Genomic DNA, 19,677 nt, shown 5'->3' with positions numbered 1-19,677 from the left:
GGGGGCCGGGTGACGGGGTTCACGGGGGCTGCGGGTTTCGTGCTGCTGCGCGCCCGCGCTCATCGGCTGCTGCTCGCCGCCGCACTGCTCACCGTCCTGCTGACCACGGCCGTACTGGCCACCCTCACCGCGTACTCGGGCGCGATCGGCGACGCCGCCCTGCGGCACTCCCTGCGCGACCCGCGCAACGCCGCCGACGTCGCCCTCGTCGTCAAGGCGGACGTGCCGCGCGAGGACCGCGCCGCCGCCGACACCGCCGTACGCGAGGCCGCGCGCCGCACCTTCGACGGCTACCCGGTCACCGTGCGCACGATGACCCGCTCCGGCTCCTACGCGCTGCCCGGCGCCGACGACGAGGAGACCGAGCCGGACCTGACCTACTTCGCGGCCCTGGACCCGGCGGCGGTACGGCTGGTGTCCGGACGACTGCCCGGTCCTCCCGGCGGCGACGGGAGCGTCGAGGCGGCCGTGCCGCAGACCGCCGCCGAACGCCTCGGGCTGCGGCCCGGTGTCCGGCTCACCCTCACCTCCCGGCTCCGCGGCCCGGACGTCCGGCTCCACATCACCGGCGTCTACCGCCCCGCGACGGCCACCGACCCGTACTGGGAGCTGGACGACCTCGGCGGACGCGGCGTGAAGAAGGGCGGCTTCGTCACCTACGGCCCGCTGCTGGCCGCCCCCGGGACCCTGGCCGGCGGGAAGCTCGTCGATGGGCCCTCCGCCTGGGTCGCCTCCGCCGACTTCCGCACCCTGACCACCGGCGGGATCGACGCCCTGCGCGCGTCCGCCGAGACCGGCAGCGACGCCCTGCGCAGAGGCACCGCGCTGCGCGGCACCACCGCCGCCACCACCGAACTGCCCGCCGTCCTGGACGACGTCGAACGCTCGCAGCTCGTCTCCCGCTCCACCCTGCTGATCATCGCCCTCCAACTGGTCCTGCTCGCCCTGTACGCGCTGCTGCTGGTGGCCCGCCTGCTGAGCACCGAGCGCGCGGGCGAGACCCGCGTGCTGCGGGCCCGCGGCGCCTCCCGCACCCGGATCGCCGGCCACGCCGCCCTGGAGGCCCTGCTCCTCGCGCTGCCCGCGGTGGTCGTCGGACCGCTGCTCGCCCCGCGGCTGACCGGGCTGCTCGCCGGACAGGGCGAGCTGGCCCGGATCGGGCTGCGTCTGGACAGCCCCGCCGGTGACCGGCTCGGCGTCTGGCTGGTGGCCGGCGGCACCGCACTCGGCTGCGCCCTGGCGGTCACCCTGCCCGCGCTGACCGCGCAGGGCTTCCGGGCGGGCCGGGCCGCCGCCCTGCCCGCCCCGCTGCGCGCAGGCGCGGACCTCGGCCTGCTGGTGGTCGCCGCCGTCGCCTACTGGCAGCTCGACCACCAGGAGTCCGGCGCGGTCACCGGCGACTCCTCCGGCACCCTCGGCGTCGACCCCCTGCTGGTCGCCGCGCCCGCCCTCGCCCTGCTCGCCGGAACCGTGCTCACCCTGCGCCTGCTGCCGCCGATGGCCCGGCTCGCCGAGCACCGGGCGGCCGGCGGCCGGGGCCTGGCGGCCGCCCTCGCGGGCTGGCAGCTCAGCCGCCGCCCGATGCGCGGCGCGGGCCCCGTGCTGCTGCTGGTGCTCGCCATCGCCCTCGGCATGCTCGCCATCGGCCAGGGCGCCTCGTGGGACCGCTCGCAGGACGACCAGGCCGACTTCCGCGCCGGGGCCCCGGTGCGCGTGCTGGCCGCCGGGGACGCGGGGCTCGGCCGCGCCGAGGAGTACGCGACCCTCCCCCACGTCGCCGCGCTCGCCCCGGCCGTCCGTACCACCCAGTCCCTGTCCGGCGACCGCATCGCGACCGTACTGGCCCTGGACACCGCCCAGGCGTCGAAGTCGATGCTGCTGCGCCCGGACCTGGCGTCCGAGCCGGTGCGCCCGCTGCTGTCGGGCCTCGCGCCCGACGGCGCCCGCAACGGCGTGCAGGTCCCCGTCGGCACGACCCGGCTGCGTCTGACGGCCGTCCTGGCCGCGAGCCCGCGCTCCCGCGAGGCGGGCGACGTCACGGTCTCCGTGGAGGACCTCTACGGCACACCGTACGAGTTCCAGGCCGGCTCCCTCCCCGCCGACGGCAGGCCCCGCACCTTCACCCTGGACCTCCCCGCGACCGCCGAAGTGCGGCTCACCGCCGTGCAGATGACCCTGCCCCAGCCCTACGCCGTCGACGAGAACCACCGTCTCACCGTGCGCGAGCTGACCGCCGAGTCCGCGGACGGCACCGTACGGCGTGTCGCGACGTCGGCCGACTGGCGCGCGACCGTCCGCACGGACAACCCCGACCTCCTGCCCGACTCCCTCGCCAACCCGACCAGGCCGAGGCTGACCACCCGGCCGGACCTGAGCGTCTCCTACGGCACGGGCATCTGCCGATGGACGGCTACGTGTTCCCCGCGACGCTGAGCGTGCGGCTGGAGGTCCGGCAGCCGCACACGCCCCAGCTCACCGCCGTCGCCACCGACCGCTACCTCGAATCCGTCGGCGCGCACACCGGCGACCGCGTCGACATCGCCCTGGGCGTCGAGAGACTGACGGTCCGGATCGTCGCCGCCGTGCGCGCCCTGCCGACCACGCCCGAGGACAGCACCGGCGGCGCGATCCTCGTCGACCTCCGGTCGGCCAACCGGGTCCTCCAAGCCCGCTACGCCACCGGCGTCGAACCGACCGAGTGGTGGCTGACGACGGCCGACCCCGGGGCCGCGGCGGCGGAGCTGCGCGCCCGGCCCGACATCGACCCCACCCAGGTGCTGGTGCGCGACGAGATCGCCGAGCAGTTGCGCGACGACCCGTTCGGCGCGGGCCCCGGCGCCGCGTTCGCGGCCGCGGCCCTGGTGGCGGCCGCCCTCGCCGCGGTGGGCTTCGCGGTGAGCGCGGCCGGATCGCTGCGGGAGCGGGACGCCGAGTTCGCGGTGCTGCGGGCGCTGGGAGCGGGCCGCCGCCGGCTGGCCCGCACGATCGCCGTCGAACAGGGCGTCCTGGTCGGGCTCGCCCTGCTCGTGGGCACGGCACTCGGCACGGTCCTGACCCGGGCCGTGGTCCCGCTGATCGTGCTGACCTCGCAGGCCACGCGCCCGGTCCCCGGACTGCTGGTGGAGCTGCCGCCCGGCCGGGTGGCGCTCCTGCTCGCGGCGGTGATCGTCACCCCGCTGCTGGTGACGGCCGTACTCGCGCTGCGCCGGGCCGATCCGGCGACCGCGCTGCGGCAGGGGGGTGAGTGAGGGTGCGTACGGAGGGACCCGGACGGCCGGAGGCCGAGGAAGAGCCGGGCGGGGCCACGGTGCCCGGGGGCGAGTCCCTCGTGGCGCCCTGGGTGCGGACCCGGCTGCGGGCCGCGCCGGGCGCCGCCTGGGCACTGGCGGCGCTGGTGGCGCTGACCGCGTGCCTGGCGGCCGCGTTCCCGCGCGCCCTGGACCGCCAGGAGGACGCCGGCCTGCGCCGGGCCGTCGCCGAAGCCCGGCCCGACCGCACCACGGTCCAGCTCTCCGCCCCGCAGCCCTGGACGGACCAGCCCACCGCCCACCAGGAAGAGGCGATGCGGCCCGAGCAACTGGACGCGCAGTTCGACGCCGTGCTCGGCACCGTCCGCGCGCCCCTGGCCGTCGACCCCGCCCAGTCCTCCCACGGGGTGCGCACCGACACCCCCATGGAGGTCCCCGACCGCTTCCTGGCCCGCCCGAGCGGACTGCCCGCGCGGGTCACACTGAACGCCCAGAACGGTCTGGCCGCCCACACGCGCCCGGCCGAGGGCCGGCTGCCGCGGGCCCGCGCGACGACCTCCGCGACCGCCGAGGTCGAGGCCGCCGTGACCGTCGCCACCGCCCGGAGCCTGCACATCCGCGTCGGTTCGGTGATCCACGTGCCCGGCCTGCAACGCGACCCCGTGGCCGTCCGGATCACCGGCATCGTCACCCCGCGCGAGCCGTCCGGCGCCTACTGGTCGACCGTGCCGCTGCTGCGCACCCCCACCCTCGTCTACCTGCCCAACGACCCCGACCACAACGCCTACTGGCTCGGCGCCCTGCTGCTGCACCCCGCGGCCGGCCCGGTCCTCCTCGGCACCCCCGGCACCCCGGCCCGCTACTGGAACCTGGCCCCGGAACCGGACGCCCTGCACAGCCACGACCTGTCCGGCCTGAAGTCCGCGATCGCCTCGCTGGAGTCCGGCCCCGCCCTGCGCGACTCCCGCGGCTACACCGACCCCCGCACCGAGGCCACCTCCGGCCTCGACGACGTCCTCCGGTCCTTCGAGCGTCAGCGCGACAGCATCGCACCGCTGATCTCGGTGGCGGCCGTCGGCGCGGGCACGGTCGCCGCGGTCGTCCTGGTCATGGCGGGCGGCCTCGCCGCGGACCGGCGCCGCGCCGAACTCGCTCTGCTGCGCGCCCGCGGCGCCTCCGTGGCCGGCCTGGCCGTCCGGCTGCTCGGCGAGACGTCCGCCGTCGCCGTGCCCGCCGCGGCCGCCGGCCTGGCCGCGGCCGTGCTCGCCCTGCCCGGGGCCCGCCTCGCCCCCGCGGCCCTCGCCGCGCTCACCGTCCTCGCGGTCGGCTGTCTCGCCCTGCCGCTGCGCGCGGCCGCCGCCCATCTCACCGTGGGCGTGCACACCGCCCGCACCGACCTGACCTCCGTACGGCCCTCCCGGCGCCGCACGGTCGCCGAACTCACCCTGCTGGTGCTGGCGGCAGGCGCGGTGGAGACCCTGCGCCGACGCGGCACGGCGGGCGACAGCGGCACCGGGGACCGGCTGATGTCGGCCGCGCCGGTGCTGGTCGCCGTGATCGCCGCCCTGGTCCTGGTCCGTCTCTATCCGCTGCCGCTGCGCGGTCTCGCCCGTCCCGCCGCGCGGCTGCGGGGCGCGATCGGCCATCTGTCCCTCGCCCGTGCGGGCCGTACCACGGTCTCCGCGGTACTGCCGCTGCTGGCGCTGTCGACCGCGCTGACCACGGCCGCGTTCGGCGGCTCGGTCCTGGCCGGGGTGGCCGAGGCCCGGGACGAGGCCGCCCTGCTCTCCGTCGGCGCCGACGCCCGCGTCGAGTCGGTCGAGGCCCTGCCGGACCGGCTGCCCGGCCAGGCCCGAAGGGTGCCCGGGGTGCGCGGGACGACCGACCTGAGCATCGCCTACCAGGCCCGCCCGCACGACCGGCAGAGCCTGCCCGTCGTGGGCGTCGACCCGGCCCCGTACGCCGAGCTCGCCGACGCGACCGGCATCGGCGCCTTCCCCGCGCGGACCCTGCGCGCGCCCGCCGCCGGCGGCCCGCTGCCCGCCGTCGCCTCCCCCGCCGCCGCCGCGACCTACGGCACCGGGCCCTTCCCGGTCCGGATGCAGGACGGCACCCGGATCACCGTCCGGATCGTCCTCGTGCGGGACCGCACCCCGGCCCTGTCCGGCACCGACTTCCTGCTGGTGGACCGTGCGGGCCTCAGCCGCGAGGCCGCCCGGCCGACCATGGTGCTGATCACCGGGCGGGGCGTCGACGGGGCCGCGCTGCGCAAGGCGGCCGGGCCGGCGATCGACGTCCGGCTGCGGACGGAGGAACGGCGTGCGAACGTCGACTCGCCCCTCCAGTCCGGCGCCGAGCGGGTCTACGCCGCCGCGGTCGCCGCCGGTGCCGGGTACGCCGTCCTCACCCTGCTGCTGTCCCTGATGCGCACGGCGCCCGAACGCCGCGCGCTGCTCGCCCGGTTGCGCACGATGGGCCTCACCCGGGCCCAGGGGCGCCGGCTGCTGGTCCTGGAGTCCCTGCCCCAGGCGGGCCTCGCCGCACTCGGCGGTGTCCTCACCGGCTGGGCCACGATCCGGCTCCTCGCCCCGGGTGTCGACCTGACGGACCTCGCCCTACCCACCGCCGGCGCCGTGCCGGTCCCGGCCGAACTGCGCACCGACCCGGTCTCCCTCGCCGTACCGGCGCTGGCGGTACTGCTGGTGACGGTGGGCGTGGCGGCGGTCCAGGCCTGGTGGACGGGCCGCCGCGGTTCGGTGACGGAACTGAGGGCGGGGGACGCGCGATGAGCGGCCGACGTGCAGAAGGTCCCGGACGTCAGGGAAGTCCCGGAAGACCGGCGAGCCCGCCGGGCCCGGGACGTCCGGGAAGATCCGAAGGCTCCCCAGGAGGGCGACGATGACGACCAACCCCACCCTCGCCGACCTGGCCCAGCGGGTCACGGCAGCCCGCGAGACCCCCGCCTACGGCCACGACGCACTGATCACCTGCGACCGGCTGGTGCGGGTCTTCACCGCGGACGGCGTCGAGGTGCAGGCCCTCCAAGGTCTCGATCTGCTGGTCCGCGAGGGCGAGTTGATGGCACTGGTGGGCGCGTCCGGCAGCGGCAAGTCGACGCTGATGAACATCCTGGCGGGCCTGGACACCCCCACCGCCGGAGCCGCCCGGGTCGCGGGCCGTGACCTGCTCGCCATGACCGCCGGGGACCGGCTCGCCTACCGCCGCGAGGTGGTCGGCTTCGTCTGGCAGCAGACCTCCCGCAACCTCCTGCCGTATCTCACGGCCGCGCAGAACGTCCTGCTGCCCATGCGGTTGTCCGGCTCGCTCCGAGGCCGCCGCGCGCAGAGCCGGAGTGCCCTGGAACTGCTGGAGCTGCTTCAGATCGCCGAGCTGCGCGACCGCCGCCCGCACCAGATGTCCGGCGGTCAGCAGCAGCGCTGCGCGATCGCGGTCGCCCTCGCCAACAACCCGGCCGTACTGCTCGCCGACGAGCCCACCGGCGAGCTCGACACCCACACCGCCGAGCAGGTCTTCAGCGCCTTCCGCACCGCGAACGAGCAGCTCGGCACGACCGTCGTCATCGTCACCCACGACCAGACCGTCGCCGACGAAGTCCGCCGCACGGTCGCCATCCGCGACGGCCGCACCTCCACGGAGGTCCTGCGCCGCAGCCGCATCGACGAGGAGACCGGCCACGAGACGGTCGTCGCCCGCGAGTACGCCATGCTCGACCGAGCCGGCCGCCTCCAACTCCCCGCCGAATACACCAAGGCCCTCGACATGCGAGACCGAGTAGCCCTGGAACTGGAAGAAGACCACGTCTCCATCTGGCCAGAAACCGAAACCCCCTGACCCCCCTTAAAGGGGCGCGGGGAACTGCGCAAACACTTCCGGGAAGGGGCGCGGGGAACTGCGCGAGACATCACAGCCAACCCGCACCATGACACGCGCGCAGAACCAGGCACGCCCCCAAGGGCCGCGGGGAACTGCGCGAACAACCACAGCGAACCCGCACCACGCCACACACAGAACCCGGCACGGCCCAAGGGGCGCGAGGAACTGCGCGACAAGCCACGACGCACCCGCACCCACCCACCGAGCCAAGCCCCTGGAACCCCGAAAAACCGGACCCCGGAACCCGAACCCCCCGCAGGCGCGCTACCGCACGCTCACACCGAGCACCCCGACCCCACCCCTCCGCAGAGCCACCGACCCGTACGGCGTACGCAACCGAAGCCACCCCCCGGAGGAGAACAGCACGGGATCGCCGCCCCGCAAAAACCCAAGCGCCTGCGCGGCATGCACCACCCGCACAGGCAACCCCGTGTCGCCCACGGTCCGCGACCAGATCTCCCGCCCGATCCGGTCGAGTTCCCCCCGCGTACGCCCCTCCGCGCCCAACTCATCACTCCGGGAACGGAACTCGGCGACCCCCGCCGCCACCAACCCCCGCAGCGCGTCGGCCGCCGGCAGCCCGCTCACCGGCTCCCACCCGCCCCGGGGCGGCAGCACCCCGGCCCAGGCGGGCCCGGTCACCGCCCCCGGCACGGTCACGGTGGCGGCCGACTCGTCGACCCCCTCCAGGAGTTCACCCACGGAGACGGTCACGTCGAGCGTGATGTCGAGCCCGTTCTCGTACGGCTTGGCCAGCCGCACCGCGCGGATCGCCAGCACCTCGAAGGACGGCGGCCGCCCGAAGACGGCAAGTGCCGTGCCCGCGGCCTGAAGACGCACCGCGGCGGCACGGTCGTAGTGCAGCAGCCGCGAGAGGAAGGCCGCGAGATCCGCCGCCTCCCCCTCGTCGGCGGGATGGAGCACCGTCATGCGGCGACGGCCTCCTCCTTGTCACCGGAACCGGAGCCGACGGGGACGGCGTCCGCCGAGGCGTCGTCGTCCGTGTACTCCTCGAGGAACTCCCGCTCCTCCGCGGTGATCCGGCGCGGCCGCTGAGCCTCGAAGTCGAACGGCACGATGACCGTCGAGGCCCGCACGTACACCTGGTCGTCGTCCTTCACCTCGTAGGTGAGGGTGAAGGACGCCGCCCGTATCTGCGTGACCCACAGCTCGATGTCCACGGGGCTGTGCCGGTGGACGAGCTGCCGTTTGTAGTCGATCTCGTGGCGCGCCACCACGGACCCCTGCTGGAAGTCCTTCTCCGGACGGAACAGGAAGTCGATCCGGGCTTCCTCCAGATAGCGAAGGAACACCACGTTGTTGACGTGGCCGTACGCGTCCATGTCCGCCCAGCGCAGCGGGCAGCGGTAGAGGTGGCGCAAGAGATCAGCCCCGGGTCAGCTTCTTGTAGGTGGCACGGTGCGGACGCGCCGCGTCCGGGCCGAGCCGCTCGATCTTGTTCTTCTCGTACGACTCGAAGTTGCCCTCGAACCAGAACCACTTGGACTCGCCCTCGTAGGCGAGGATGTGCGTGGCGACCCGGTCGAGGAACCAGCGGTCGTGGGAGACGACGACGGCGCAGCCGGGGAACTCCAGCAGCGCGTTCTCCAGGCTGCTGAGGGTCTCGACGTCGAGGTCGTTGGTCGGCTCGTCGAGGAGCAGCAGGTTGCCGCCCTGCTTGAGGGTGAGCGCCAGGTTGAGGCGGTTGCGCTCACCGCCGGAGAGCACGCCGGCCGGCTTCTGCTGGTCGGGACCCTTGAAGCCGAAGGCGGAGACGTAGGCGCGGGACGGCATCTCGACCTGGCCGACGTTGATGTAGTCGAGCTCGTCGGAGACGACGGCCCACAGCGTCTTCTTCGGGTCGATGTTCTCGCGGCTCTGGTCGACGTACGAGATCTTGACGGTCTCGCCGACCTTGATCGCGCCGGAGTCCGGGGTCTCGAGGCCCTGGATCATCTTGAAGAGCGTGGTCTTGCCGGCGCCGTTCGGGCCGATGACGCCGACGATGCCGTTGCGCGGGAGCGTGAAGCTGAGGTCGTCGATGAGGACCTTCTCGCCGAAGGACTTCGAGAGGTTGCTGACCTCGACGACGATGCTGCCCAGACGCGGGCCCGGCGGGATCTGGATCTCCTCGAAGTCCAGCTTCCGCATCTTGTCGGCCTCGGCGGCCATCTCCTCGTAGCGGGCGAGGCGGGCCTTGGACTTGGCCTGGCGTCCCTTGGCGTTGGACCGCACCCACTCCAGCTCTTCCTTGAGCCGCTTGGCGCGCTTGGCGTCCTTCTGCCCCTCGACCTTGAGGCGGGTGGCCTTGGTGTCGAGGTAGGTGGAGTAGTTGCCCTCGTAGGGGTGGGCGCGGCCGCGGTCCAGCTCGAGGATCCACTCGGCGACGTTGTCGAGGAAGTACCGGTCGTGGGTGACGGCGACGACGGTGCCGGGGTACTTCGCGAGGTGCTGCTCCAGCCACTGCACGGACTCGGCGTCCAGGTGGTTGGTGGGCTCGTCGAGGAGCAGCAGGTCGGGGGCCTCGAGCAGCAGCTTGCACAGCGCGACGCGGCGGCGCTCACCACCGGAGAGGTTGGTGACGGGCCAGTCGCCGGGCGGGCAGCCCAGGGCGTCCATGGCCTGCTCCAGCTGCGTGTCCAGGTCCCACGCGTTCGCGTGGTCGAGGTCCTCCTGGAGCTTGCCCATCTCGTCGAGCAGCGCGTCCGAGTAGTCGGTCGCCATCAGCTCGGCGACCTCGTTGAAGCGCTTGAGCTTGGTCATGACCTCGGCGGCGCCGTCCTGCACGTTCTCCAGAACGGTCTTGGACTCGTCGAGCGGCGGCTCCTGGAGCAGCATGCCGACGCTGTAGCCGGGCGACAGGAACGCGTCACCGTTGGAGGGGTGCTCGAGCCCCGCCATGATCTTCAGAACGGTGGACTTACCGGCACCGTTCGGCCCGACCACACCGATCTTCGCGCCGGGCAGGAAGCTCAGCGTTACGTCGTCAAGGATGACCTTGTCGCCGTGTGCCTTGCGCGTCTTGCGCATGGTGTAGATGTACTCAGCCAAGAGAAACCGTCCGGCAGCTTGAAATCTGGCAGTGGGCAGATACACCCCATCTTGCCCGACGGCCACCCTCGGGCGGAAATACGTAACCCTGTGACCCTCTGACCTGGGCTTTCCCGCCGGTCGCCGGGTCGCCGCGGGCCGCTCTCGCCCCGGGGTGCCGGCTCCCGGGGGCCCGGGTCAGGCGTCCGGGTCCGGCTGGCGGCCGCGGAGGAGGACGAGGACCGCGCCGCCGATGAGGACGAGGGCGATGGCCGTGCCGCCGATGAGGGGGGTGGCGTCGGTGCTGCCGGTGCTGGCGAGGTTGACGTCGGCGGGGGTACCGCCGACCGTGGCCGGGCTCGGCTCGGTCATCAGCTGGGTGCGTTCGTCGGTGGTGGTGTCGCCCTGGGTACGGCAGTCGAGGACGCCGCTGAAGCGCTTGGCGTGGCCGTCCGGGCCGGTGATCGTGAAGTCGTAGGCCTGGTCCTCCTGGAGCGGGACGGTCACCGTGCGTGTGGTCCCGGCCGGGATGGTGTGCTCGATGCCCATCAGCTCGAAGGTGAACGGCTTGTCGCCGGTGTTGGCGGCGGTGAGGTCGACCCCGCCCTCGGCGCAGTTCTCACGGGCCGACAGGGCGGGTATCGCCCCGCTGTCCGCCCAGGTCGCGCTGGCCGTGGCCGAGACGGTCGACTCGCTGGAACCGGCCAGGATCTGCGTCTGGCTGCGGCTCTCGGCGGCGAAGACCCGGCCGACCGGCACGGTGGTGGAGGCCTGCACGGTCAGCTCGGCCGAGCCGGGCGCGGTGTCCTCGGGCACCTCGAAGAACAGTTGGCTGCCGTTGCGCGCGGTGGTGACGGGCTCGCCGTCCTTGCCGACGATCCGCACCCCGCCGGCCACCGAGTCCGCGGGCGGCGTCAGTGTCACGCTCCGTGCGTTGGTGTGCACGGTCACCGGGCCGAGCAGCCCCCCGGGCCGCCCGGACACCGCGGGCGGGTCCAGCGTCAGCGAGGCGTTCGGCTCCGCCAGGGAACGGGCGCTCTTCTCCAGATGGTCGGCCAGCCGCTCCGCCTGCGGGTCGAGGGCCACCACGTCGGCGCCGTCGGACCAGCGCCAGATCGCCACCTGGGTGCCGGCCGCCGCGTCCTGCTCGGTCAGGCCGCCGCCGATGCCCGCCTGCCGGGCCAGCTCCGCGAGATCGTTCACCTGCGGATAGGAGTTCTGGAGAATCCAGCGGATCTTGCCCGCGTTCCTGTTGGCCCCCAGCGAGGTCCCGCTCCAGGACGCCTCGCGGTACTTCGCCTCCCGCTGCGTCGGGTGGTAGAGGTCCACGCAGTACGTGCGCAGCGTGCCGCCGCCCTCGACGGACATCTCGAACAGGCCCGCCGGGACCTCCTGGTCCCCGGCCTCGCCGTGGATGACCGCCGTGCCGTAGGTCTCCATGCCGCCCATGGTGGCGACGGCCCCGCCCTGCCCTCGCTGCGGCGCCTCGTCCGCGGCGGCCGGCTGCGCGGCGGCCAGCGCACCGGCGGCGACGAGCCCGGACACCAGCGTCGCGGCGGCCAGGCGCACCGCGCCCCGCCCGCGCACGGACACCGCGACCGGCGCGGTGAGCGAAGAGATCACGCGATTCCCCTTCTCGCGGGGCCGGTTGGGCCGGCGGTCGCACCGGCCCCGGGTCCCACCAGCAGCATCAGCAGCCCCGAGAGCTACTCTCGGCATCCTAGGTAGGCCGCGCGCCCGCTCCGCCCCGTCATATCGTCGGACCGGTGATCCGACTCGCAATCGTTATCGCCGGAACCGGCCCGCGAGCAGGGCTTATCGACAAATCCACCGGTTCGTTCACCGCGCGCCGACCGCGCGTTCGGCGTCACGTCCGGTGTCACGTCCGGCACGGCGCACGGCGTTCCGGCCGGTGGGCCGGGGTTCGGGCCGGGTCCGTCTCAGGCGGCTGACGTCATGTCACCGCTGCCGGTTCGGGTGTCCGTTGGGCCGAGTGGGAGGGGTCCCCGGTCTCCGGCCCGTCTGCCGGGTCCGGCTCGTCCGGCCCCCGCACCGAATCCGCCACCGGCGTCTCCCAGTTGGGCTCGGGCCGCCCCGCCGCGCCCTCCTCGCCCGCCTCCGCCTTCGCGCCGCCCCGCCGGAAGGCCGACGTGCCCCACCCCAGGTCGTGGCCGATCGCCACCGCGTCGATGTCGGCCGAGGTCCAGTTCTGTCCCTCGCGCACGTCCTGGCGCACCTTCAGCCGGCCCTGTACCAGCACCGGATCGCCGACGTTCAGCGACGCCGCCGCGTTGGTGGCCAGCTGGCGCCTGGCCCACACCGTGAAGAAGTTGGTGTGCCCGTCGGTCCACACGCTCTTCTCGCGGTCCCAGTACCGCGCGGTCACCGCCAGCCGGAACCGCGCCGACGGCCCCGTCGCCGGCTCCCGGTACACCGGCTGAGTGGCCACCCGGCCGACCGCGCAGATCATCGTCTCGTTCATCGCGAACCCCTCCCGCGCCCGGTCGTCTTCCGCCGGGCGGACTCCCGTACGGGCCGCTCCCGTACGGCTGCGATGCCAGACTGCCCGCCCCGCACGAGGCCCGCCGCGCCCTGTGGACCCGTCCCCGGCCTGTGGACAACCCCGCCACCCGTCCGGGTGACCCACGCCCCCGCAGACTCCCGAGCCCTCAGGCCTCAAGCCCTCACCCCACCCCCACAACCCTCCCGTACTGCTCCCGCACCTCCCGGTACCGCAGCAGCTCGGCCGCCACCGGATCCAGCACCCGCGCCCTCCCGCACCCCGCGGCCGCCTCCCGCAGTCTGCGCTCGGCCTCCTGCCCGTAGCGCCGGGCGGGCCCCCTCGCGGCCATCCGGCAGCCCCACTCGACCAGCGGTCCGCCGACGATCCCGAGGACCATCAGCAGCACCGGCACACCCAGGTTCGGCGACATGACTCCGACGATCTGCGCGACCAGCCACAGCCCGCCGACCACCTGAAGGATCGTCATCGCCGCCTGGGACAGCACGGCCACCGGCCACCAGCCCGGCCGCGGCGGCTTCCCGGACGGCAGCCCCGCACGGGCCGCCAGCTCGTCCAGCGCCTCGGGCAGTCCGTGGGCGCCGCGCGCCGCCGCCTCCCGGACCGCCTGCGCCCAGGGCGCGGGCATCCCGACGGCCGCCCGCTCGGCGACGATCCGCACGGCCTGCTCCACCCGCTGCCGCGCGGTCGCCTCCTCGTCCGCCGGGGAACGCTGCGCCAGCCGCCCGGTCACCGGGTCGTACCGGTCCTGGTACCAGCGCCACAGCCGCAGCCACGGCGTCCCGCAGGCCCGGTTGGCGTTGCGCAGCCAGGCCCGTTCGGCGGCCTCGCCGGCAGCGGTCGCGCCCACGGCGTCCGCGAGCCGGGCGGCGAACTCGTCGCGCGCCTCCTCGCTCAGCCCCGTCCGCAGCCCGGTCGCGTACACGGGCCGCAGTCCCACGGCGGCGGAGTCCAGATCGGCGGCGATCCGCCGCGCCGGGGCACCCCGCTCGGCCAGGAACTGGCCGAGGGCCTCGCGCAGTTCACCGACTCCGTCCCCGGTGAGCGCGGACAGCGCGAGCACGTGCGCGCCGGGTTCGCCGTACTCGCCGAGCGCGATCCCGTCCTCGTCGAGCAGTCTGCGCAGATCGTCGAGGACCTGTTCGGCGGCCTCCCCGGGCAGCCGGTCGACCTGGTTGAGGACGACGAACATCACCTCCGCGTGCCCGGCCATCGGCCGCAGATAGCGCTCGTGCAGCACGGCGTCGGCGTACTTCTCCGGGTCCACGACCCAGATCACCGCGTCGACCAGCGCGAGCACCCGTTCCGCGTGCTCGCGGTGCTGTACGGCGGCAGAGTCGAGGTCGGGCAGGTCGACCAGGACCAGCCCGCGCAACTGCTCCTCCGCCTCCGCGCTCTGCACCGGCCGCCGGCGCAGCCGGCCCGGGATGCCGATCCGGTCGATGAGGGCCGCCGCCCCGTCGCTCCAGGTGCAGGCGATCGGCAGGGCCGTGGTGGGCCGTCGTACGCCGGTCTCCGAGATCGCCACCCCGGCGAGCGCGTTGAACAGCTGCGACTTGCCGCTGCCGGTGGCGCCCGCGACGGCGACGACCGTGTGCTGCCCGGAGAGCCTGCGCCGCGCGGCCGCCTCGTCGAGCACGCGGCCGGCCTCGGCGAGCGTGCGGCTGTCCAGCCGGGTGCGGGAGAGCCCCACCAGCTCGCGCAGGGCGTCGAGACGGGACCGCAGCGCGCCGTCGTACGCCAGCGGGGCCGAGGTCAGCGGTACGGACACCCTGCTCTCCGCCGCGGCGGCCGCCTGCTCGTCCTCGTTGACGCGCCGCGCGATCAGCCCGTCGTCCCAGCCGCCCGCGCCTTCATCGGGCCGCGCCTCACCGCCGTCGGCACCCCGTGGGTCGTTCGTACGCCGGGCGGGACCCGCCCCCGCGGTCTCCTCTTCGGGCACGCGCGCGTGGGCGCCGTCCGCAGCCTTCCGAGGCACCTCGCCGGGCGCCTGTGCGGTCTCCTCGGCGGCCGGCTCGCGCGGGGCCTCCCCCGCGGTGTCCCGGCCGTGACCGCCCCGGTCACCGTCGGCGGACTCGCCGGGGCCGCCGGTGGGAGCGTCGTGCTCCGCGCGGCCCGTCCGGTCCGAGCGATCCGAGCGATCCGAGTGATCCGTGTGGTCCTGGTCAGCTACGGCGGTCACCGGTCACCTCTCCTTCTGAAGTACGGACAGCGCGGCAATGAGCTCGGCCTGCGGCTCGGGGTGGACGTCGAGGCCGTCGAGAGGGGCGAGGCGCCGCTCGCGCTCGGTGTGCAGAACGCGGTCGACGTGCTCGGCGAGCAGCCGTCCGCCCCGGTCTCGCAGCCGCAGCGCCCCGTGCGCCCCGAGCCGCTCGGCGAGCCGTTCGCCCGCGGAGCGCGCCCGGCGTCCGCCGAGCAGCGCGGTGGCGACCAGCGCCGCGATCGCCTCGGGGTCGGGGGCCTGGCTCCGCTCGACGCCCCGGATCTCCTCCTCGGCGAACTCCTCCAGCTCGCGCCGCCACCGCCGTACGGCCATCCCGATGCGGTGCTCGGCGCTCTCCGCCTGCGGCTCGCGGGCGGCGAGCAGCTCCGGGGCGCCCGAGGCGGGCTCGCGGCGCCAGGCGTCGTCGGAACGCTCGTCGGCGGCGGTGACGGCGCACAGCAGCAGGGCGCCGAGGCTGTCCACGAGCGCGTCGAGCAGTTCGGCGGCGGTGCAGTCGAGGGGGAAGGCCCGCCAGCGTTTGAGGGCGCCTCCGGCGAGCACGGCTCCGGCCTGGAGCCGGCTGCGCACGCGTGTGTGCTCGCTGTCGTAGGCGGAGTCGACGGCGGCGGTGAGCCGCAGGGCGGCGGCGTACTGCGCGGCGGCGGCACCGGCCAGCTCGGGCATCCGGGCCTTGAGCGAGTCGAGGATGCCGTACGCCGTGCGGGCCATGGCGTACTGGCGGGCGCCCGGGTCCTGGGCCTGGTGCACCAGCCAGGTGCGCAGCTGGGCCACCGCGCTGGCGGGCAGCAGACCGCCGCCCCAGGCGGACTCGGGCAGTTCGGGCACGGTGAACCGGGGCACCTCGCCGAGGCCGGCCTTGGTGAGCAGGGCGCCGTACTGCCGGGACACCTCGGAGACGACCTGGTGGGGAACCCGGTCGAGGACGGTCACCAGGGTCGCCTTGTACTCCTTGGCGGTGCGCAGCAGATGCCAGGGCACGGCGTCGGCGTAGCGGGCGGCGGTGGTGACCATGATCCAGATGTCGGCGGCGCAGATCAGCTCGGCGGCCAGGCACCGGTTGTCGGCGACGAGGGAGTCGATGTCGGGGGCGTCGAGGAGGGCGAGGCCGCGCGGGAGGGTGTCGGCGGTCTCGATGCGCAGCACGCGCGCGGGATGCTCGCCGGGCAGCAGCAGGTCCTCCGGCTCCTGGTGGGGCACCCAGACGCGGGTGAGGTCGGGCAGCACCCGCATGCCGCTGAACCAGTGATGGTCCTCCGGGTGGCACACCAGCACCGGTGTCCGGGTCGTCGGCCGCAGCACGCCCGCCTCGCTGACCCGCCGTCCCACGAGGGAGTTGACCAGGGTGGACTTGCCCGCCCCGGTGGATCCGCCCACGACCGCGAGCAGGGGTGCTTCAGGGTCTCTGAGCCTGGGCACCAGATAGTCGTCCAGTTGCGCGAGCAGTTCGTCGCGGTTGGCACGCGCGCGTGGAGCCCCCGCCAGGGGCAGCGGAAAGCGTGCGGCGGCGACACGGTCGCGCAGGGCGGAGAGTGCGTCGAGCAGCTGAGGCCGTACGTCCAAGGTCACCACATGCGAAGAATGCCCAATTTCAGGGGAATTCTGAAGCATATAGGCATCTCTGCGTGCCGACAGGACAGAAGGGGCGGAAGGGACGTCCGGGACACCGGTCGAGTCCAGGCATAACGAGTGCACAACACCCGTGGTCCGAGACGTCAAAAGCGATGCACGATTCGTCACTGCCTGCGATTATCAGGACCGCTTCACCGAACCTCCACATCGAGCCACGGAGGAGAGGCGGCAGGGACACGGATCGGGGAGCCCTATCCTTGTCCCCGGCGACGTCAGGGTTCAGCCCGCACCCGGGCACCCACGACCGAGGCCACACCCGGCCCCCGTAGCTCAGTGGATAGAGCAGGCGCCTTCTAAGCGCTTGGCCGCAGGTTCGAGTCCTGCCGGGGGCGCAAGTTCCCTTCGACCAGCGAAAACGCCGGTCTTCTCGCTGGTACGGGGCAAGGCACAACGTTGTCAGGCCAAGCGCCTGTACACGCCCTCGCTGCGGCTCAGCTGCCGCAGATCGACCAGATATCGCCGCAGGGTCACATGGTCGACCTCGCCGTCCTCGCACCAGGCGCGCAGCTTCTCGTCCACCACGCGCTCCGGATAGGCGACGCCCGGCACGAAGCTCTGCTCGGCGATGTGCCGCAGGACGAGCTCCCGGCGGTTCCAGCGGGCCGGGAGCCGTACCAGCCGGCCCTCGCGGACGAAGGTGCGCAGGACCATGTCGGTGCGCGTGTCCCCCGTGCCGGGGCCGTCGGCGGGCCTGGGCCGTCCCGCGCGGGCCAGGTCGCGGAAGACGTCGTACGCGACGCCCAGCTCCCCGTCGGGTCCGCCGGTCACCGCGCCGTGCTCCCGCAGCCGCGCCAGGGCCGTGGCCGCGCCCCTGGCGGTCAGTCCGGCCCGCTCGGCCACCTCCGCGGGACTCGCCGCCCCGAGGGCCACCGCCGCGAAGGCCCGTACCCGGCTCTCCTCGGCGAACAGCCCGATCAGCCGTTCGGGGGAACGTTCCCCGGGAAGGCCGGTGCCGGGTCCGGGGCCCGCTGTCGCGTCCTGCGCCGTCCGCGCGCTCGTCGTCATCCCGCGAGGCTAGTGCAGGCCGCCGCCGGGCCGGAGGTGAATTACCGGGGCCACGCGGGGGCGTGACGCCCGCTCCCGCGTCCGCCCGAAGCGTCCGCCCGAAGGAGGCGTTCCGCGCAGCCCACCCCGCGCGGAGCCCTGCGCGTCCGCTCGCACGGAACGGTCCGCACTGTTCGGAAAGAGTGATCCGGCCGTCTCCACCGTGACCCGCCCCCACCCCCCGCGTTGAAGGGGAAGTGCGGCGGCGAGACCTGCCGTCGCCCTCTTCAGTCGAGCAAGAAGGAGAACGTGATGTCTCGCATCGCGAAGGCGGCCGTGGTGGCCCTCGGCACGGGTGCCATGGCCATCGGCGGGGCCGGCCTGGCCCTGGCGGACGCCGGCGCCGCCGGCGAGGCCGTCGGGTCGCCCGGCGTGCTCTCGGGCAACCTCGTCCAGGTCCCCGTCCATGTGCCGGTCAACGTGTGCGGCAACACGATCGACGTGGTCGGTCTGCTGAACCCCGCGTTCGGCAACACCTGCGCCAACGTCGACGGCCCCGAGGCCGAGGGCGACTACGGCTACGGCGGCTGACGGTTCGTCCGCGACCGCACACGAGAGCCCCGGCACTCCGAGCGCCGGGGCTCTCACCTGTCCCGCGGAGGACGTCACCGCCGCTCAGGCGTAGCGGTAGATCCGGCTGACGTCCTCCAGCCGGTCCGGTGTCACCTCCCACGGCGGCAGCTTCTCCAGCCGCGCCACGACCCGGCCCCGCTGCGGATCGCCCGGGCCCGGCGGACGGGCGGGCAGATAGCGGTGCACACTGTGCCGCCGCTGCCAGCGCTGCCACAGCAGGTCGATGAAGGCGTGGTGCAGCCAGAAGACCGGGTCGTTCACCGAGGCCCCGCCGACCATCACCCCGCCGACCCAGCGGTGTACCCGGTTGTGGTTGCGCCAGGCCGCGCTGCCGGAGCCGGTCCCCCAGCCCTCCAGCTTGTTGCGGAAGCCCCGGGCGGACGTGGAGTTCCAGGGCGCCACGTCGTACACCGGGTCCTTCACCGCCCACTCCACGTCGCTCGCCGTCGGCAGCGCGATCGGGGCGCGGGCCCGGCCCAGGTCCCGGGTGAGGAACTCCGCGTCCGTCACCCCCTCCTTGAGCGTCCACGCGCCCGTCCGGTACGCGAACGGCCCCGTGGTCACCTGCCGGTCCCAGCTGCGCCCGTTGCCGCCGAGCAGGTCCGACGTCCACGGCACGGAGTTCGCGGCACGGTTGCGCGTCCAGTCCCAGTACGGCAGCGTCACGGACGGGTCGACGCGCCGCAGCGCCCTCTCCAGGTCCAGCAGGAACTGCCGGTGCCAGGGCAGGAAGGACGGGGCCATGTGGGCGGTGCGCAGACCGCCCTCCCCGTCGGCGACGTAGTACTCGATGTGCATCCGTACGAACTCGTCGTACTCGCCGCGCCGTTTGAGCTCCAGCATCGCCTTGACGAACCGGCGCCGCTCGGCGCTCGTCAGGGTGCTGACGTCCTTACGGACGTACGCCATGGCCGTGTCCCCCCTGCTGTGTGTCGTGATGGTGGTGGCGGGTCGTCTCCCGCAGCTTCTGGGCCGGGCCGAGTTCCTCGACGGCGGCGCGGGCCGCCTCCAGCGGGGTGGCGTAGGAGGCGTAGTGGTCGACCATGGTCAGCCAGGTGCCGTCGGCGCGCCGCATCAGCTGGAGCGGCCGGCCGTCGACGGTGACGTGCCACTCGCCGTCGCCGAAGGTGCGGCCCGGCAGCGTCTTGATCCCGCGGATGTGGTGGCCCAGGTAGACCTCGTCGAACGCCTCCTCGCCCGGGCGGCCGTCGGCCGGCTCAGCGCGCACCGGCCGGGAGGCGGCGACCACCGGCGCGAGCGCCAGCGCGCCCGCCGACGCGGCCAGCCCGCGCAGCATGTCGCGTCGGGTTCCGCTCGCCCGTCTCGCGGGACCCTGCTCCGCCCCGACCGCCACTCCGCCGACACCAACGACCATCGCGCTCTCCTCGTCCGGTTCGGGGTGCCGTGTGCACCCCGCACCGGTAACCGCCGTCCGCCCCGCGCGGTCACCTTCCGTAGGTCCATAGGAGGAACGGCGCACGTGCGGGGCCCGGACGGTGTCTCCCCTCCCGGGC

The 19,677-nt window shown here is 74.3% G+C and carries 13 protein-coding genes, 1 tRNA gene and 1 pseudogene; 5 read left to right on the top strand and 10 right to left on the bottom strand.

Translation table 11 applies throughout. The features are described 5' to 3' along the window. The first annotated feature begins 9 nt into the window (after positions 1 to 9). From ACZ6SQ_RS10630 to ACZ6SQ_RS10620, 3 genes and pseudogenes are all read left to right on the top strand, one after another. Positions 10 to 3,248, top strand: a pseudogene (locus tag ACZ6SQ_RS10630) (ABC transporter permease). 59 nt (positions 3,249 to 3,307) lie between these two features. Beyond that, positions 3,308 to 6,037, top strand: a complete 2,730-nt coding sequence (locus ACZ6SQ_RS10625; protein WP_469559590.1) for an FtsX-like permease family protein — start codon at positions 3,308 to 3,310, stop codon at positions 6,035 to 6,037. 109 nt (positions 6,038 to 6,146) lie between these two features. Further along, a complete protein-coding gene (locus ACZ6SQ_RS10620) occupies positions 6,147 to 7,100 on the top strand; it encodes an ABC transporter ATP-binding protein (RefSeq protein ID WP_469559103.1) in 954 nt (317 codons plus the stop codon). Between the two features lie 306 nt (positions 7,101 to 7,406). Here ACZ6SQ_RS10620 and ACZ6SQ_RS10615 read toward each other — a convergent pair whose 3' ends face one another. From ACZ6SQ_RS10615 to ACZ6SQ_RS10585, 7 genes are all read right to left on the bottom strand, one after another. Then, positions 7,407 to 8,072: a DUF8185 domain-containing protein gene (locus tag ACZ6SQ_RS10615; protein WP_469559101.1), complete on the bottom strand. Its 666-nt coding sequence runs from the start codon at positions 8,070 to 8,072 to the stop codon at positions 7,407 to 7,409. Continuing rightward, positions 8,069 to 8,524 carry an acyl-CoA thioesterase gene (locus ACZ6SQ_RS10610; protein WP_469559099.1) on the bottom strand — a complete coding sequence of 152 codons (456 nt, stop codon included), beginning with the start codon at positions 8,522 to 8,524 and terminating at the stop codon, positions 8,069 to 8,071. The genes ACZ6SQ_RS10615 and ACZ6SQ_RS10610 overlap by 4 nt, the downstream gene beginning before the upstream one ends. A 4-nt stretch (positions 8,525 to 8,528) precedes the next feature. After that, positions 8,529 to 10,193: an energy-dependent translational throttle protein EttA gene (gene ettA, locus ACZ6SQ_RS10605; RefSeq protein WP_469559097.1), complete on the bottom strand. Its 1,665-nt coding sequence runs from the start codon at positions 10,191 to 10,193 to the stop codon at positions 8,529 to 8,531. 177 nt (positions 10,194 to 10,370) lie between these two features. Then, positions 10,371 to 11,795, bottom strand: coding sequence for a Cys-Gln thioester bond-forming surface protein (locus tag ACZ6SQ_RS10600; protein WP_469559094.1), 1,425 nt, complete (start codon positions 11,793 to 11,795; stop codon positions 10,371 to 10,373). A gap of 331 nt (positions 11,796 to 12,126) precedes the next feature. Next, positions 12,127 to 12,654, bottom strand: a complete 528-nt coding sequence (locus tag ACZ6SQ_RS10595) for a single-stranded DNA-binding protein (protein ID WP_469559090.1) — start codon at positions 12,652 to 12,654, stop codon at positions 12,127 to 12,129. A 202-nt stretch (positions 12,655 to 12,856) separates the two neighbouring features. Next, on the bottom strand, positions 12,857 to 14,875 hold the full coding sequence (locus tag ACZ6SQ_RS10590; protein ID WP_469559087.1) for a YfjP family GTPase: 2,019 nt from the start codon (positions 14,873 to 14,875) through the stop codon (positions 12,857 to 12,859). 3 nt (positions 14,876 to 14,878) lie between these two features. Beyond that, complete coding sequence (locus ACZ6SQ_RS10585) at positions 14,879 to 16,486, bottom strand: dynamin family protein (protein WP_469559085.1); 1,608 nt, start codon at positions 16,484 to 16,486, stop codon at positions 14,879 to 14,881. A gap of 319 nt (positions 16,487 to 16,805) precedes the next feature. Here ACZ6SQ_RS10585 and ACZ6SQ_RS10580 point away from each other — a divergent pair. Further along, positions 16,806 to 16,878: transfer RNA gene (locus ACZ6SQ_RS10580), tRNA-Arg, on the top strand. Positions 16,879 to 16,942: 64 nt separating this feature from the next. Here the strand turns inward: ACZ6SQ_RS10580 and ACZ6SQ_RS10575 are convergent. Further along, a complete protein-coding gene (locus ACZ6SQ_RS10575) occupies positions 16,943 to 17,551 on the bottom strand; it encodes a DUF2087 domain-containing protein (RefSeq protein WP_469559082.1) in 609 nt (202 codons plus the stop codon). Between the two features lie 291 nt (positions 17,552 to 17,842). On the opposite strand from ACZ6SQ_RS10575, the gene ACZ6SQ_RS10570 reads away from it, so the two are divergent. Then, positions 17,843 to 18,121: a chaplin gene (locus ACZ6SQ_RS10570; RefSeq protein ID WP_386385427.1), complete on the top strand. Its 279-nt coding sequence runs from the start codon at positions 17,843 to 17,845 to the stop codon at positions 18,119 to 18,121. Between the two features lie 84 nt (positions 18,122 to 18,205). On the opposite strand, the gene ACZ6SQ_RS10565 is transcribed toward ACZ6SQ_RS10570, so the two are convergent. Continuing rightward, complete coding sequence (locus tag ACZ6SQ_RS10565) at positions 18,206 to 19,072, bottom strand: tyrosinase family protein (protein ID WP_469559077.1); 867 nt, start codon at positions 19,070 to 19,072, stop codon at positions 18,206 to 18,208. Next, a complete protein-coding gene (locus ACZ6SQ_RS10560) occupies positions 19,056 to 19,538 on the bottom strand; it encodes a tyrosinase family oxidase copper chaperone (RefSeq protein WP_469559075.1) in 483 nt (160 codons plus the stop codon). Before ACZ6SQ_RS10560 ends, ACZ6SQ_RS10565 begins: the two co-directional genes overlap by 17 nt. Between the last annotated feature and the right edge of the window lie 139 nt (positions 19,539 to 19,677).

Source organism: Streptomyces sp. NPDC048600 (assembly GCF_055587025.1).
The sequence above is the reverse complement of the archived record's forward strand: the minus strand, read 5'-3'. Positions and strand labels throughout refer to the sequence as shown.